Source organism: Christiangramia crocea (genome assembly GCF_022410465.1).
GTDB classification, from domain to species: domain Bacteria; phylum Bacteroidota; class Bacteroidia; order Flavobacteriales; family Flavobacteriaceae; genus Christiangramia; species Christiangramia crocea.
In genome coordinates, this window is sequence record NZ_JAJSON010000026.1 from 17,715 (window position 1) to 33,364 (window position 15,650).

Consider the following 15,650-nt stretch of genomic DNA (forward strand, 5'->3'; position numbering starts at 1 on the left):
TTTTTCATAAATACGTATATTTTATAAGTACATATTAAGTAAAAATACTTAATTTGGCGCTTTAAAATCATACGTGATGAAAAATTCAATATCTAAAAAAGCAACCAAGTTAAATCTCAAAAACATCAAAAGTGTCCCAATTCGCACTTTCTGGATCACTTCATTCGCATTTTTCCTTTGTTTTTTCTCGTGGTTCGGAATTGTTCCTTTCATGCCAGATGTGGTTAGGGAGCTTGGATTAAGTCCGTCAGAAAAGTGGAGTGCCGTGGTGCTTGCAGTAACCGGGACCGTCTTTGCCAGGCTTTTTATTGGAAAACTTTGTGATAAATATGGACCAAGGCTCTGCTATACCTGGTTACTTATATTTGGATCTATACCTGTGATTTTAACCGGTTTTGTACAAACGGCCGATCAGTTTCTCATTTGCAGATTGCTCACAGGTTTTATAGGGGCATCATTCGTTATAACCCAGGTTCATACCTCTTTAATGTTTTCCTCCAATGTAGTAGGTACAGCAAATGCTACTTCAGCAGGATGGGGAAATCTTGGAGGAGGAGCAAATCGCCTGGGAATGCCACTTATTGCCGCTCTCGTTATAGCTCTGGGCGTGGCAGAATCATCGGCCTGGAGATATTCGGTTATCATAGCCGGAATCCTGTGTTTTTCAATGGGAATTGTCTATTACTTTTTTACGCAGGACACCCCTGAAGGTAATTTCAGTGAATTATCAGAAAAAGAAGATGTTCCCGGAATCAAAAAGGATAAAGTGGGTTTTTTAAACGCATTAAAGGATTACAGGGTTTGGATTTTATTTATAGTATATGCCTGTAGTTTTGGAATAGAATTAACCGTTTATGGAACCATGGACGATTATCTTCAAAACACATTTCAGCTGGAAAGGATCACGGCGGGAAATATGGTACTGTCCTTCGCTTTAATGAATATTTTTGCCCGTACCCTGGGAGGCGCTTTTGGCGATAGATTCGGGAAATTAAAGGGGTTACGGGGTAGAGTTTTATTTCTATCATTTATCCTGGTGGTGCAGGGGATTGTACTTTCTTCCTTCTCAGGGATTACCAATCTTTACATAGCCATAGGCTTTTTAATACTCTTCAGTCTTTCAGTCCAAATGGCCGAAGGAGCAACCTTTTCAGTGGTACCGTTTATTAATAAAAAAGCGATCGGTTCTATTTCAGGGATCGTGGGAGCGGGAGGTAATGTTGGAGCTTTCCTGGCAGCCCTGCTTCTGAAATTTAAATCGGGCGCCGCTGAAAAGGTAGCGATAGCAGCCAACGAAGGTTTAAGCCAGGATGTAATACGCTCAGCGCAATCTGCAGCCTCTGCCCAGGCAGTTTCAGAAGGATATCTGTTTATTGGTCTTACCGTGATAGCATCCGGAATAGTTGCTTTGGGAATAAGATTCTCAGTAAAAGATGAGAAGCTGGCCAGGGAAGAACTTAACGCCTCCCTGGATGTTGTGCCTGCAAATGCTTAATCTATTTAGTTAAAAATCAATAAACTATAAAAAAAGTAAAGGTTCTTTAGAGTATCCGTAAAAATACAGTCAGGACTTTTATTGTATCATCAAAAAGACCAAATTTGTAAAGAAACATGGGGCATATGATCGGGAAAGAAGCGAAAAGTACATGTTCATACTGTGGAGTTGGATGCGGTGTTGTAATTAAAAAAAATGCCCGGAACCGTATTGAGGTGGAAGGAGATAAGGAGCATCCGGTTAATAAAGGGATGCTTTGTTCCAAGGGGATGAACCTCCATTATGTGGTGAATGATACTTCAGACAGGATCCTTTATCCTGAAATGCGGTGGAGTCGTTCCCATCCCAGGGAACGAGTCTCATGGGACGATGCCATGAACAGGGCTGCCGGTGTTTTCAAATCAATAATAAAAAAACACGGCCCCGATAGTGTTGGTTTTTATGTTTCCGGCCAGTGCCTGACAGAAGAATATTATATAGCCAATAAACTTACCAAAGGATTTTTAGGCACCAATAATATAGATACCAATTCCCGTCTCTGTATGAGCTCGGCAGTTGTTGGTTATAAGAAAACCTTTGGAGAAGATTCAGTACCCGGGAGCTATGACGACATAGAGCTGGCCGATTGTTTCCTGATAGCCGGGGCGAATCCTGCCTGGTGTCATCCAATACTTTTCAGAAGAATAGAAAAGCATAAGGAGGAAAATCCCAATGTAAAAATAATTGTTGCCGATCCCCGTAAAACCGATTCCGCTAATTTTGCCGATCTTCATCTTCAGCTACTACCGGGAACCGATGTGATCCTTTATAATGCCATTGGCAGGCAGTTGCTGAAAAAGGGCTTTATAGATAAGAACTTTATAAGGAACCATACGGAAGGCTTTAAAGAATTCAGGGAAAAAGTAATGGAATTATCCCTGAATCAGTCTTCAAAATTATGCGGGGTTCCCGCTGCAGAAATTAAAAAGGCTGCGACTCTTATTGGCCGTTCAAAAGGCTTTATAAGTATGTGGGCAATGGGGCTTAACCAAAGTGTGATTGGCTCTGACAAGAATTTTTCCTTGCTGAATCTTTCTCTTGTAACAGGTCAGGTCGGGAAACCGGGTTGCGGACCTTTTTCCCTTACCGGTCAGCCCAATGCAATGGGTGGTCGCGAGGTAGGAGGGATGGCCAATCTGCTGGCAGTTCATAAAGACCTGTTTAATGAAGAACATAGAAAAGAGGTTGCTCAATTCTGGGGTGTGAATGAGATTTCTCCAAAACCCGGTTATACGGCTACTGAAATGTTCGATGCACTTGAAGAAGGTAAGCTGAAAGCAATCTGGATCATTTGCACCAATCCCATGGTGAGTTTGCCTAATGTTCGAAAAGCTGAAAAGGCTCTGAAAAAAGCCAAATTTGTTGTGGTTCAAGATATTTCACATAAATCGGATACTGTAGATTTTGCAGATTTGGTTTTGCCTGCAGCCGGCTGGCTTGAGAAAGATGGAACCATGACCAATTCTGAAAGGCGCATTTCCTACCTGGAGAAACATATTCATCCGCCGGGAGAAGCCAGGGCCGATGTAGAGATTCTTTGTGATTTTGCCCAGAGAATGGGATTCAGGGGATTTAATTACAATAATACCGAAGAGATCTATCGTGAATATACCCAAATGACCAGGGGGACCAATATCGATATTTCTCATCTTAGCTATGACCGACTAAAGAATGAAGGTTCATTCCAATGGCCGGTACCCGAATATAGACATGCCGGGACTCCAAGACTTTTCCAGGACAGGAAATTCTATACCCCATCAGAAAAAGCGATTTTCAATATTCCCGCCAGTACTATAAATACATCGGCCAAACCTGATTCTGAATATCCTCTTATACTTACTACAGGAAGGATCAGGGATCAATGGCATACCATGACGCGAACAGGGAAAGTCGCGAGATTAAAAACGCATTATCCGGATCCAATCCTGGAGATCAATCTTGTGGATGCTTATTTAAATAATATTAAAAACGGAGATGTCACTGAGGTGAAAAGTGCCAGCGGTACCGTAAGGTTAAGGGCGAAGGTAACTGAAAACGTTAGGGAAGGTGTGGTATTTATGCCAATGCACTGGGGTAAGCAGCTTCATAATGATCTTAACCGGGCAAATAATCTTACCAGTGACCTGGTAGATCCACTTTCAAAGGAGCCCGATTTTAAATATACTACGGTCTCCGTTCAGAAATATAAAAAGAAGAAAGAAAAAATACTGATAGTAGGAGCGGGTGCGGCTGCTTTCCGGTTTATTCAGAATTACCGCGAGCATAATACCAGCGATCAGTTGGATGTCTTCTCCAAGGAAGAGAATCCATTTTACAACCGCGTTCTGCTTCCGGAATATATCACCGAAGAGCTCACCTGGGAACAGCTTCAGAAGATAAAGGAAAGAGAACTTGAAAAACTGAAAATAAACCTTCATAAGGAAAGCTTTATTACTGCTATAGATACTGAAGACAGGACAGTGACCGATAACAATGGAAAAACTCATTCTTTCGACAAGCTGATCCTTGCAACCGGTAGCCGGGCATTTGCCCCTAAGGATGCGCAACTTCATTTGCCGGGCAGATTTACCATGAGAAGTAAAAAGGATGCCGATAGCTTTAAAGCCTATATGGATGCTACCGGACTGCCACCCGAACAGCAACACGTAGTGATCGTTGGTGGCGGGCTTCTGGGACTTGAACTGGCTGCAGCCCTGAAACATAAGGATGTGAAAGTTACTATAGTCCAACGGTCTTCAAGACTTATGGAACGCCAGCTTGATATTACTTCGAGCAAATTACTTGCACAGGACGTACAGGAACGGGGAATTCAGATTTATTTCGATAATGAGGTGAGTACCGTTTTTGATGATGAAGATTCCGGCAATCTGAATATTACCCTTAAAAGTGGTAAGAATATAAATGCGAATGCCATTGTATATGCTATTGGAACACTACCAAATATCAATATTGCCAGGAAAAGCGGACTGGTTTGCGGTCGTGGGGTTAAAGTGAACCAGCATTTGCAAACTTCAGATCCCGATATTTTCGCACTGGGCGAGATTGCCGAGTTCAGAAATAAATTGTTTGGAATCACTTCAGCGGCGGAAGAGCAGGCGACCATCCTTGCTAACTTTATGGCAGGAGACATAAGCAGCACTTATCACGGTTCGGTTTTGATGAATATTTTAAAATTCAACGATCTTGATGTTTGTAGCATTGGTGACATACATGTCCCCGGGAATGATGACAGCTATGAGGAGATAATCTTTACCGATATCAAGAAAAGATATTATAAGAAATGCATCGTAAAAGATGATCTGTTGGTAGGTGCCGTTTTAATGGGAGATAAAAATGAATTCGCCGAATTCAAGAGCCTTATTGAAAGTAAGATCGAATTGTCAGACAGGAGAGACAGTCTGTTACGAGGTTCTGGAAATGATGAACCTGTGAAAGGAAAACTGGTGTGTTCCTGCAGTCAGGTAGGTGCCGGAAATCTTGGAGAAGCTATCTCTAATGGCTGTACCGATTTTACGGAATTGTGTAAGCAAACCGGGGCCGGACTTGGATGTGGTAGTTGTAAGACGGAGGTGAAGGAAATATTAAATTCATCAAAAGAACTGGTATGAAAAAGATGCTTCCAAGGTTAATAGTAAAGGGCGGTGTACTCTCACCTGCAGAACTTAAATTTATAGCTGAAACTGCAGAAGATGCGGGCCTTAGCACGATCTCCTTTGGATCCAGACAGGATATTCTTTTTCCCGATGCTATCGAAAAGGATGCGATGGAAGGTCTTAAAAAGCTCAATATCATTGAGCCTGTATCAAAGCCCGTGGAAAATATAGTTTCTTCATATGTTACTACAGATATTTTTCCCACCACAGCCTGGTTAACAGGTGACAGGTATCTGTATATTCTGGAGCAGATACGTTATGAACCATCGCTTAAGATTAATATTACAGAACCCAGGCAAAGACTGGTTCCTCTTTTTACCGGTCATTTGAATTTCATTGCTTCTAAGCATGAAGATTACTGGTACCTCTATGTTCGTTTACCGGAATGGGAAAAGACTGAAATGTACCCGGCCCTGATTTACAGCTGGGATATAGCAAAAGTAGGCGAGGCGATTGAAAATATTCTACAGGAAGAACCCGGGGATATTGAGATGATCTTTGACCTTGTGAATGACGCTGTGGATACCGATAACCGTACGGTAGATAAACCACTTGAAGTACCATTCTATCCTTTTCCTTATTATGAAGGCATGAACCGAACCGGGACAGGTGAATACTGGCTTGGGCTTTACTGGAGAAATAACAGGTATGATCTTGAATTTCTTAAAGCCATGTGTGATCTCTGTGCCGAACAGAAAATTGGAAGAATATGCATTACTCCCTGGAAATCCTTTATCGTTAAGGGTATTCCACAGGAATCTAAACTTCAATGGGAAAAACTCCTGGGCAAATTCGGGATAAATGTAAGGCATTCCATGCTTGAGCTTAACTGGCATTTACCTGTTGCCAATGATGAGCTTTTAAAACTTAAGAAATACCTGGTCGCAAATTTCGATCAGAATGATATCAGTACCTACGGACTCACCTTCAGCATCGCGAATTATACGCGAAGAGTATATTATTTTACTTCAATAGTCATTGAAAAGAATGCAATTCCTGAAGACCTTTCAGGATTTGAGATCAGGGACACTTTCAACTTGTTATATGCGAAGGATTTTGACCCCAATACAAGAAAGTATATTACTCATGTACAGGATGTGGATCAGGTGGAATTACCCGGACTTTTAATGGAATTGAGCCAGATGTATTTTGCGCAATTAGGTCAGAAGAAAGAGGAAGAAAAATCAACAAATTCCAAAAAGGAGGTCGTTCAAACCGAAGTATATCAGTGCGAGGAATGTTTCACTATTTATGATGAAGCCTATGGTGATGTCACCCAGGATATTCAACCTGAAACTTCATTTAAAGATCTGCCTGAAGATTATAGCTGTCCGGTTTGTGAGGCCCCTAAATCGAGTTTTAAAAAGAAGCTTTTTGCAAAAGTCGATAAATAGTAATCTATCCGCCGATTGTTATCATACTCCTGTTGTTAGTATGTCTTTCAGGGTCATTTAATTTCTCAAAACTATTCATCCCGGCACGTACCGCTTTCTTTTTATTAAGAGAGTTTGCTATAAGTTCTTCTAAGTTCTCTCCTTCTCTCAAGGCAGATAGAAGATCGGTTTCATGATTGGAAAACAGGCAGTTCTTGATCTTGCCATTTGCTGTAAGTCTTATCCGGTTACAGCCATCGCAAAAGGGATTGCTTACCGAACTAATAATACCAAACCGGCCCTCAAATCCTTTTATCCTGTAATTCCTGGAGGTGAAATTCTTTTCATCTACTAGTTTCTCTACGTGTTCATTTCCGAAGAATTCTTCGGCTTTTCCAAGTATTTCTTCTTCGGTCACCAGTTTAGAGCGGTTCCATCGATTGCCGTCAAAAGGCATAAATTCAATGAATCTTACCGTAACAGGTAGGTTTCTTGTGAAAAGTATAAAGTCGGTGATCTCATCCTCATTGAAATCCTTCATCAATACCGCGTTTATTTTAACATTGAATCCTTCTCTGATGAGTAAATGAATATTTTTCCAGGCTTTTTTGAACTGATCCCTGCGGGTGATCATTTTGAACTTTTCAGGCAGTAAAGTATCCAGGCTTACATTGATGTCATTAAGCCCATACCTTCTGAAATCTTCGATATACCTGTCCGCAAGTACAGCATTGGTAGTAACGGATAGTTTTACAGGCAGAGCTGAAAGTCTTTTAAGGATATCTGAAAAATCCTTTCTAACCAGTGGTTCACCTCCTGTAAGCCGGATCTTGTCCACGCCATTATTTACAAATACCTTTGCGATCTCAAGGAGCTCATCGGCCTGCATCAGCTGATTCTTTGGTGTGAGTGGGACGCCATCGGCTGGCATACAATAAGCACAGCGCAGGTTGCATTTTTCTATGAGCGAGATACGCAGGTAGTTATGCTGTCTTTTGAAATTATCGGTAAGTATTTTTGTCGTTTTAGTCATTGGAATCATGTTTTGCCCCTCTTAAGATCTTGAATACATGCAGTAAATGGGGAAAAACTGCATCCATAGATTCACTGGCACCTTTTGTGGATCCTGGTAGTCCAAGGATCAGCGAGTTGCCAATCGTCCCGGCGATACTTCGGGAAAGCATGGCATAAGGCATACGTTCCTGCCCATAATTGCGTATCGCTTCTTCAATTCCCGGGATTCTTCGTTCCAGAATTGTTTCCAGGGCTTCCGGGGTAACGTCCCTGAATGAAAGTCCGGTTCCTCCTGTAAAGATCACCAGGTTATCGGTTTCAGCATATTCCAGGGCCTTACTCCTGATGATCTCCAGTTCATCGGGGATTATTTCGTAAGCATTGATAGCCACTTTGCTTTCCTCAAGTTTTTTGATAATTGCCTTGCCGGCTCGATCCTCTTTTTTTCCTTCGGAAATGGAGTCTGAACAAACAATCACGCTGGCGCTGAGTCTTGAAGAATGTTTATTGAAATCGCTCTTTCCGCCTTTCTTTTCAACCAGTCTGATTTTTTCTATTTCGATATTCTTATCGATCGGTTTTAGCATATCATACATGGTTAGAGCAACAACCGATGCCCCGTGCATGGCTTCCACTTCAACCCCGGTTTTATAAACGGTTTTCACTTTGAAGAGGATCCTTATTCCAGATTCATCAATTTCATAATTTACCGAAGCGAATTCTATCGGTAGCGGATGACAGTCAGGGATGGTTTGATGGGTATTCTTAACAGCTAAAAGTCCGGCTGTTTTTGCCATTTCCAGGACATTCCCTTTAGGTACTTCGTTATTATTGATCGCCCTGATGGTAGCGGGCTCACCAACCTTAACAAAGGCTTCAGCCACTGCCACTCGTAACGTTTTTATTTTGTGAGTGATATCAACCATCTTAAAATGTATTTTCTTTCCATTGATAATCCTGATCTTCAAAGATCTCCTTCCCAAAGATGGGGACGTCAGTTTTAACCATATTCACTATATCCTCGGTTGCGACATATACCTGCTTTCTTCTTTTTGAAGAGACAAAGACAAAAAAGCAGATCTCCCCGGCCTTTATATTTCCAAGGCTATGATAAATATGCATACAGGTTAGATCGTATTTTTCAAATGCTCTTTCTCTAATTTCGCTTAGTTTTTCCTCTGCCATGGCTTTATAGCAGGTATACTCTATGGCAGATACTTTTTTACCTTCAACTTCATCGGCACGAACCTGTCCCAGAAAGATATTATGAGCACCAATGTTCATCTTTGTTTGATGTTTAGCTATGGATTCCGCTATAAATTCCGGACTAATAGCCCCTTCAATGAATATATTCTTCTTCTTTTTCATCATTCAGTATTTTTGAAATTTCTCTTGCACCTCCGCGGATGCTCTTCAGATTCTGGAATCCTTTATTTTTCAGTATTTTCAGGGCTTTCAAACTTCTTATTCCACTTTGGCAGAATAATCTGATTTCATCTTTTTTATTCAGCAGATGTATATTTTCCTCCAGTTCAGAAAGCGGTAGCCTGACCAGGTTATTTAATTCTATTTGTGGCATCTCATGAAGTTCTCTCACGTCCACCAAAATATGTTTAGATTTGAGTGCTTCAGCCGGAGTGATCTCCGGGAGATCCTCTTTTTGATAATGATCCCTGAAGAATTCTTCGTCAATTTTCAACTGCTTATTTTTTTTGAAGCTGAAAATATGCTGGTTGTTTTTGAGCGTATCGTAAACCAGCAGTTTCCCCGAAAGTGGTTCACCGGTCCCTGTTATTATTTTTATCACTTCATTTGCCTGGAGCATTCCTATAAGCCCTACGGTGGTTCCCATAACACCAGCTTCCTCGCAATTTTGAACAGCCTGTCCCTTCCCTCCGAAAAGGCAACGATAGGTTGGGCCATTCCTATAATTAAAGACCGAGACCTGTCCTTCGAACTTGAAAACAGATGCATAGACGAAGGCCTTTCCGGCTATCACACAGGCATCATTGATAAGGTATCGTATCGAGATAGAATCTGTGGCATCCACAACAAGATCATAAGCTGAAATAATTTCATAAGCATTCCGGTCATTGAGAAACTCCCTATATATTTCTATTTCTACTGAACTATTCATTGCCTCTAGTCGATCTCTGGCTTCCTCTACTTTAAAAGCCTTAAGAGATCTTTCGGTATACAAAACCTGACGATGAAGATTTGTTTCCTCAACCTTGTCACCGTCAATAATGCCCAGAGTACCAATGCCAGCGGAAGCAAGGTAGGGCAGGACTGCACATCCCAGGCCGCCGGCTCCGATTACAAGAACCCGCGCATTCTTCAATTTTTCCTGTCCGGCATCACCAATCTGGTGAAGTTTCTTCTGTCTCGAGTACCTGTTCATAATTATCCTCCTGCAAATGGCGGCAATACCGCGATCTCATCATTTATATTTACATCTATACCTTCTGTTGTCTCAATTATTTTCTGATTCAGGGCGAATTTCAGCGGAATATGCTTCAGGTCATATTTTGAATATATCTCCTGAATAATATCGTTGAGGCTGGAACTACTCTTTTTAATATTTTCCGAACTGCAGTTCGTGACTTCCGCAATCGCTCCAAAGTATTTTATATTGATCATATTTTCTTTTTTTTGGTTATCGTCAAGCTGAACTTGTTTCAGCTTCTTCATTATTAATTCTAACTTTCCGATAGTTATCGGGACAGCTTGACGCGTTAAGCGGGTATAGCTTCGATCCCCAGGTTCTGAAAGATGAATTCATCACTTAACAGGTCGTTCCTTCCATTTTTAGAGATTTCTACTACCTCTCCAACGATTATGATAGCCGGGGAACCCAGTTTTTGTTCTGTTACCAGTTCCTCAATATTTGAGATTTTCCCAATACAACTTTTCTGATCCTCTCTTGTTCCATTCTGAATTACGGAAACCGGTGTCTTGTCCTTGCCCTCTCTTTTAAATATTGAAACTATCTGGGGCAATTTGCTCATTCCCATCAAAATCACCACGGTCGCACTTGATCTTGCCGCCAACCTGATGTCATCTGATAATTCCCTGGCTGAGGTTGTTCCGGTAATCACCCAGAAACTTTCTGCAACCTGGCGGTGAGTTACAGGGATTCCGTTGTAGGCAGGGACTGCTAAAGCTGAAGAAATACCGGGAACCACTTCAGTAGAAATCCCCCGGCGGGTCAAATGTGCTATTTCTTCACTTCCTCTTCCAAAAACAAATGGATCGCCACCTTTAAGGCGAACCACATGACCATACCGCAGAGCATGTTCAACCAAAAGCTCATTGATCTCTTCCTGAGTGTAGGATTGACAGCCTTTGCGTTTCCCCACAAAAAGCTTTACGGCATTGGGCGCGTGGTGGAGTATATCCTGATTTACGAGAGCATCGTAAAGAACGGCTCCCGCACTTTCAAGTGCTTTCAAAGCCTTTAGGGTAAGCAGCTCGGGATCACCAGGTCCTGCGCCTACAAGGCTCACTTTCGGTAATTTTCTTATTGAATTTTTCATCTTGATTAATTTTTAAAGGCCGGATATGGCGTAATCATTTTATAATGTGCTGTTAATTAGATCCTGCAATTCTTCCTTAGTGTTTATGTTATTGAGGTTATGACTTTCAGATAGCGGAATTTCGGTTCGTTCATAATTCAATTTTTTGATAGTATTCATCAGTCGCAGATCATTTTGTTGAATAGCTTCGAAAAAATACTCCCTGCAATTTTTGTGATACATGGCGACAAGCGGATAGTCGTTCGAGTCACTGCTTAGAAATACTACAGAAGTTTCTTTAGGTGTTCGTTCAACAAGATAGGTTAGAAGTGTACCGGTAATCCCGGGTACGTCGCAGCTAAGAATTAAATTCCAGTCCGTAACCGAGTGTTCCAGGGCCGCATGTATGCCACCAACCGGCCCTTTATTTTTATGAATATCCTCCAGGAGTGGATAGCCGAATTGTGCATATTCCTTATTGGCAGTAACCAGATGAATATCGTTGGTGATCTGCCTAGCAGCTTCAAGGCACCAGCCTATAAACGAGTGGTCCCTGAATTTAACGAAGCCTTTATCGGTGCCCATTCTGCTGCTTTTTCCGCCGCACAGTATATATGCACTTATCGATGTGTTAGTTTTCATAGCTCGTACTTTTTTAATTGTTCTTCCAGGAAGAAAATGCAGTTATCATTGATTTCTTCGAACTGGCGGATAAGCTCTTTGCCATAACTGGTTACCACGGTTCCTCCGCCATTTCTTCCACCGGTTTTTTTAATTGTAGCCGGCTCCTTGCCAGACTCATTAATACTGTTCATCATTTCCCATGCTTTTTTATAGGAAATCGAAAGCTCTTTCGCTGCGGCATTTATAGAACTTGTTTCTTCTATTTTTTTCAGAAGAAGGATCTTTCCGTAACCCAGAAATGGCTTACCATTCCTTTCTATCCATATCCTGCTTTTTATCTTTTTAATACCCATATCCCAGATCCAGGTATTCTACCTTTTCGTTTTTACCGATTAATTCTTTTTCTCCGGGTATCATAACCAGGGCATTACTTTGTGTAAAACTGTGCATCATAGATGAGCTCTGTCCGTCAAGGATATCAATTCTCCCGTCCTGGACTTTTGCCTTTAGAAATAAGCTTTTCCCAGATTTATTTTCAGCGGGACGGGATAAAACTGCGCTGGCTTTTTTAAGATCTACATTCTTAAAACCTTTCTGTCTTCTTAATGCCGGTAACACATATACATAAAAGCATACGAGGCTGGCTGCAGGATTGCCAGGCAGACCAAAAACCCTCTTATCTTCTTTTTTGCCGAACCACAGGGGTTTTCCAGGTTTCTGATTGACCTTATAAAAGATCTCCTCAACTCCATTAGCAAATAGTGCTTCTCTAACAAAATCATATTCTCCCACTGAAATACCACCCGATAATAACAGTACATCATTTTCAGCCAGTGCGCTCCGTATAGTTTCTTTAGTTTCGAGAATATTATCTCTTACCTTATAATGATGTACCTCCCTGAATTTGTTGCGCTTTAGGGCGGCTTTAAGCATAAAGGAATTGCTTTCGAAGATTTTGCCGGGTTTTAAAACTGTTCCAGGTTTTTGAAGTTCATCTCCGGTGACAATGATTGCAATTTTAGGTGTATCAAAAACTTTCACCTTATTGATCCCAAGACCAGCCAGAAGCGCGATCCCGCTTTCATTTAAAACGGTTCCTTTATTTAAGACCGGAGAACCTTTTTGAAATTGTTCTCCCTTTAATCTGATATTAGCTCCTGTTGAAGGAAATTTTATAATACTTAGTTTATTATATTTTACTTCTACGTGTTCCTGGATCACAACTGTATCGGCATTTTCAGGAACCATGGCTCCGGTAAAGATCCTTACGGCTTCTCCCTCATCCAGATGGAATTGTGGTGCGTCGCCCGCTTTGGATTCACCTATTATTCTGAATTCACCAGAGCTATTACCCCTTATTGCATAGCCATCCATGGCCGATTGGGAGAATGGTGGCATGTCTATGGGTGATGAAATATTATCTGCCAGGACCTTTTCACTGGCTTCTTCAAGAGCTACTTCCACAGGTCTGGGAGCTACCGCCTCCAGCTGTATAAGAGATAATGCCTGGTTAACTGAGATCATTTTTCTAGCGTTATGTTTTTTCAAATATAACGTAGAAATACGTATAAACAAATAAAAAGTAAGTAAAAATACTTAAAAATTAATTTACAGAGCCTAGATGAGGTCAAATAAAAGTATGGCGGCTATCTAAGTTTGCTTTGTAAAAGGGTAGAGGGAGCGAGATTATCTGAGGCTTATCTCGGTGAATATTAGTCCGGTTAAATTTTAAAGCCCTGTCAAATATTAATCTGACAGGGCTTTTAGCATAGGTGTTAAGTAATATGTAGAAAGATTATTAAAGGAATTTTGGTTTAAGCACGAGCATTACCCAGGCCCAGTTTTGTGAGGAAGCAGCATCGGCTTCCGGAACTCCCTTAAGTTCATACATCCCGTCACTGGCAAACATTTGGGAATAGCCAGCCTTTAATGCGTAGCCATTGAAATTTTTGGAATAAACAATGTCAACTTCGGTACCTAATGATCTCTCTCCACTTGGGAGTTCCTGTTCTCCGGAGAAGTTCAGAACCTTTATAAGAAGGCCGGAGTTATTCTTAAAGGCAAAGTTCGCACTGACATGGACATCTACCAGTCCAATCGAGTTTGCGTGATTCCCCACATAGAAATAGTCCATGAATCCGTTGAATTTATGATTTGTTCCATAAAGTGGAAAGAAGGCTCCGGTATCACCGGTCTCTCCATCATTACCACTGATTATTTCTGCACCGATCCCAAAAGTTGTTTTTTCAGAAGCCTTAAGGTTAAGATCCAAGCTGGCTAAATAAGCCCCTTTTACATCGACCTCACCCTGTCTCTCTCCTGTTTGAAAAAACAGGTTAGCAGCTGCTGAAAACTTTCCTTTTCCATACTTCAGATGGGTTCCAAAGGTTTGCAAATTGCTCAGGCCATCCGGAGTTGTACCATCCTCCTCAAATTCCTGAAATCCATTGTTCAGTAATAACAGGCTTGCGGCAAATGCATCCCACTGCTTATTTAAATAGGCATATTGCATGGTTTTATAAGAAAAGAACCCGGTGGTATTGTAAGTATTTCCCTGTGAAATGAACCCGGATGGATTACTGAAATCCTGATTATAGGCAAGACCAAGATCGAACATGAACTTTTCTTTTTTATAGCTCAATAAAATGGCGTCATGATTACGACCCTGTTGCGCCCAGTCCAGTCCACCAAAGATACGCTGGTCATCATATGAGATAACCTGCCTTCCTAATTTGGTGGATAGGCTGCTGCTTAATTTCAGTTTAGCCCAAGCCTGGAAAATAGCGAAGGAATTATTGAGATCAAAAGGTAATATTTGCCTGTTTTCCCCCCATACCAGTACGTCCTGAAGGCTTAAATAGAATTCGTATGAATCAGTTTTATAGCTTGTATTCAGCCTTGCTCTCGTTGAAATGGCAAAGCCAGCTTCGGCAGCTTCCGGAAAAATGCTTCCAAACCCATGGCGGTATTCCGTTCGGGGCCTGAGCTCCCCATCCAGTGAGAATTGTGAAAAGGAGAATTGGGTTGCCAGGATGGCCGTGATTATTAGTAAATAATTCTTTTTCATTTTTTTTAGTTAAAGATTAATTATTAGTGTTCGAGGAAATCGATAAGATGTTTTCTATAGTTGTAATAATCTTCATGTTCCAGCACCGATTTACGGGTACGTGGTCTTTGAAAATCAATATTGAGGATATCACCGATTTTGGCTCTCGGGCCGCTGGTCATCATAACCACCCGGTCTGCAAGAAAAATGGCTTCATCCACATCGTGGGTAACCATTACGGCGGTTATTTTTTCCTTATTCCAGATCTCTATAAGGATGTCCTGTAACTCTCCTCGTGTAAGGGAATCCAGCATTCCAAAAGGTTCATCCAGCAGCAATACTTTAGGTTTAATGGCAAAGGCCCTTGCAATTCCAACCCGTTGTTGCATGCCCTGAGAAAGTTCAGAGGCTTTTTTGTCAAATGCCCCATCAAGACCTACTTTCTGCAAGTAATATTTGGCAATCTCGTGCCTTTCTTTTTTGGATGCATTCGGAAAAACCTGGTTAACACCCAGTAGTACGTTTTGCAGTGCTGTCATCCATGGCATAAGACTTGGCGACTGAAATATAACTCCGCGATCGGGTCCCGGCCCTTTTACAGGATTTCCCAGTACCGCGATTCTTCCATCTGAAATTGGATTCAGGCCTGCAATCATAGAGAGCATGGTGGTCTTTCCGCAACCGGAATGTCCGATGATGGTCACAAATTCTTCCCTCATAATCTGGAGGTTCAGGTGTTCAAGTACTACATAATCCCCTTTTGGGGTGGGATAAACCTTTTTAAGGTCATGAAGGTCCAGCATGATCCTTGAAGACGGATATAGAATACCGTTCTCCGTGATTTCCGCCTTCTTTTTTTCTTGTATGGTTGCTGTGCTCATTTTTTTCAGT

The 15,650-nt window shown here is 41.5% G+C and carries 14 protein-coding genes; 3 read left to right on the forward strand and 11 right to left on the reverse strand.

The window, feature by feature from the left end; genetic code table 11:
* Window positions 1-76: 76 nt before the first annotated feature.
* The 3 genes from LU635_RS14755 (at window position 77) to LU635_RS14765 (ending at window position 6,581) form a co-directional block, all read left to right on the forward strand.
* Complete coding sequence (locus LU635_RS14755) at window positions 77-1,495, forward strand: MFS transporter (protein ID WP_240100274.1); 1,419 nt, start codon at window positions 77-79, stop codon at window positions 1,493-1,495.
* Between the two features lie 125 nt (window positions 1,496-1,620).
* Complete coding sequence (locus LU635_RS14760) at window positions 1,621-5,142, forward strand: nitrate reductase (protein ID WP_240100275.1); 3,522 nt, start codon at window positions 1,621-1,623, stop codon at window positions 5,140-5,142.
* On the forward strand, window positions 5,139-6,581 hold the full coding sequence (locus LU635_RS14765) for a rubredoxin (RefSeq protein WP_240100276.1): 1,443 nt from the start codon (window positions 5,139-5,141) through the stop codon (window positions 6,579-6,581). Before LU635_RS14760 ends, LU635_RS14765 begins: the two co-directional genes overlap by 4 nt.
* A gap of 4 nt (window positions 6,582-6,585) precedes the next feature.
* Here the strand turns inward: LU635_RS14765 and moaA are convergent, their stop codons facing one another.
* From moaA to LU635_RS14820, 11 genes are all read right to left on the reverse strand, one after another.
* Entirely contained in the window at window positions 6,586-7,593 is a 1,008-nt protein-coding gene (gene moaA, locus LU635_RS14770) for a GTP 3',8-cyclase MoaA (protein WP_240100277.1), read from the reverse strand.
* Window positions 7,586-8,500 carry a bifunctional molybdenum cofactor biosynthesis protein MoaC/MoaB gene (moaCB, locus tag LU635_RS14775; RefSeq protein ID WP_240100425.1) on the reverse strand — a complete coding sequence of 305 codons (915 nt, stop codon included), beginning with the start codon at window positions 8,498-8,500 and terminating at the stop codon, window positions 7,586-7,588. Before moaCB ends, moaA begins: the two co-directional genes overlap by 8 nt.
* A 1-nt stretch (window position 8,501) precedes the next feature.
* A complete protein-coding gene (locus LU635_RS14780) occupies window positions 8,502-8,945 on the reverse strand; it encodes a molybdenum cofactor biosynthesis protein MoaE (RefSeq protein ID WP_240100278.1) in 444 nt (147 codons plus the stop codon).
* Window positions 8,914-9,975 (reverse strand): molybdopterin-synthase adenylyltransferase MoeB, encoded by a 1,062-nt coding sequence (gene moeB, locus LU635_RS14785; protein ID WP_240100279.1) that lies wholly within the window; start codon window positions 9,973-9,975, stop codon window positions 8,914-8,916. The genes LU635_RS14780 and moeB overlap by 32 nt, the downstream gene beginning before the upstream one ends.
* A 2-nt stretch (window positions 9,976-9,977) precedes the next feature.
* A complete protein-coding gene (locus LU635_RS14790; protein ID WP_240100280.1) occupies window positions 9,978-10,265 on the reverse strand; it encodes a MoaD/ThiS family protein in 288 nt (95 codons plus the stop codon).
* A 44-nt stretch (window positions 10,266-10,309) separates the two neighbouring features.
* Window positions 10,310-11,110 (reverse strand): uroporphyrinogen-III C-methyltransferase, encoded by an 801-nt coding sequence (gene cobA / locus LU635_RS14795; RefSeq protein ID WP_240100281.1) that lies wholly within the window; start codon window positions 11,108-11,110, stop codon window positions 10,310-10,312.
* 39 nt (window positions 11,111-11,149) lie between these two features.
* Window positions 11,150-11,731, reverse strand: a complete 582-nt coding sequence (gene mobA, locus LU635_RS14800) for a molybdenum cofactor guanylyltransferase (protein ID WP_240100282.1) — start codon at window positions 11,729-11,731, stop codon at window positions 11,150-11,152.
* Window positions 11,728-12,066, reverse strand: coding sequence for a winged helix-turn-helix domain-containing protein (locus LU635_RS14805; protein ID WP_240100283.1), 339 nt, complete (start codon window positions 12,064-12,066; stop codon window positions 11,728-11,730). The genes mobA and LU635_RS14805 overlap by 4 nt, the downstream gene beginning before the upstream one ends.
* On the reverse strand, window positions 12,056-13,237 hold the full coding sequence (locus LU635_RS14810; RefSeq protein ID WP_240100284.1) for a molybdopterin molybdotransferase MoeA: 1,182 nt from the start codon (window positions 13,235-13,237) through the stop codon (window positions 12,056-12,058). Before LU635_RS14810 ends, LU635_RS14805 begins: the two co-directional genes overlap by 11 nt.
* Window positions 13,238-13,511: 274 nt before the next feature.
* A complete protein-coding gene (locus LU635_RS14815; protein ID WP_240100285.1) occupies window positions 13,512-14,780 on the reverse strand; it encodes an alginate export family protein in 1,269 nt (422 codons plus the stop codon).
* Window positions 14,781-14,803: 23 nt separating this feature from the next.
* Complete coding sequence (locus LU635_RS14820; protein WP_240100286.1) at window positions 14,804-15,640, reverse strand: ABC transporter ATP-binding protein; 837 nt, start codon at window positions 15,638-15,640, stop codon at window positions 14,804-14,806.
* Between the last annotated feature and the right edge of the window lie 10 nt (window positions 15,641-15,650).

Coding starts and splice junctions, on each gene's coding strand:
- LU635_RS14755 (WP_240100274.1), top strand. CDS start 77: ATGAAAAATTCAATATCTAAAAAAGCAACCAAGTTAAATCTCAAAAAC.
- LU635_RS14760 (WP_240100275.1), top strand. CDS start 1,621: ATGATCGGGAAAGAAGCGAAAAGTACATGTTCATACTGTGGAGTTGGA.
- LU635_RS14765 (WP_240100276.1), top strand. CDS start 5,139: ATGAAAAAGATGCTTCCAAGGTTAATAGTAAAGGGCGGTGTACTCTCA.
- moaA (WP_240100277.1), bottom strand. CDS start 7,593: ATGACTAAAACGACAAAAATACTTACCGATAATTTCAAAAGACAGCAT.
- moaCB (WP_240100425.1), bottom strand. CDS start 8,500: ATGGTTGATATCACTCACAAAATAAAAACGTTACGAGTGGCAGTGGCT.
- LU635_RS14780 (WP_240100278.1), bottom strand. CDS start 8,945: ATGATGAAAAAGAAGAAGAATATATTCATTGAAGGGGCTATTAGTCCG.
- moeB (WP_240100279.1), bottom strand. CDS start 9,975: ATGAACAGGTACTCGAGACAGAAGAAACTTCACCAGATTGGTGATGCC.
- LU635_RS14790 (WP_240100280.1), bottom strand. CDS start 10,265: ATGAAGAAGCTGAAACAAGTTCAGCTTGACGATAACCAAAAAAAAGAA.
- cobA (WP_240100281.1), bottom strand. CDS start 11,110: ATGAAAAATTCAATAAGAAAATTACCGAAAGTGAGCCTTGTAGGCGCA.
- mobA (WP_240100282.1), bottom strand. CDS start 11,731: ATGAAAACTAACACATCGATAAGTGCATATATACTGTGCGGCGGAAAA.
- LU635_RS14805 (WP_240100283.1), bottom strand. CDS start 12,066: ATGGGTATTAAAAAGATAAAAAGCAGGATATGGATAGAAAGGAATGGT.
- LU635_RS14810 (WP_240100284.1), bottom strand. CDS start 13,237: ATGATCTCAGTTAACCAGGCATTATCTCTTATACAGCTGGAGGCGGTA.
- LU635_RS14815 (WP_240100285.1), bottom strand. CDS start 14,780: ATGAAAAAGAATTATTTACTAATAATCACGGCCATCCTGGCAACCCAA.
- LU635_RS14820 (WP_240100286.1), bottom strand. CDS start 15,640: ATGAGCACAGCAACCATACAAGAAAAAAAGAAGGCGGAAATCACGGAG.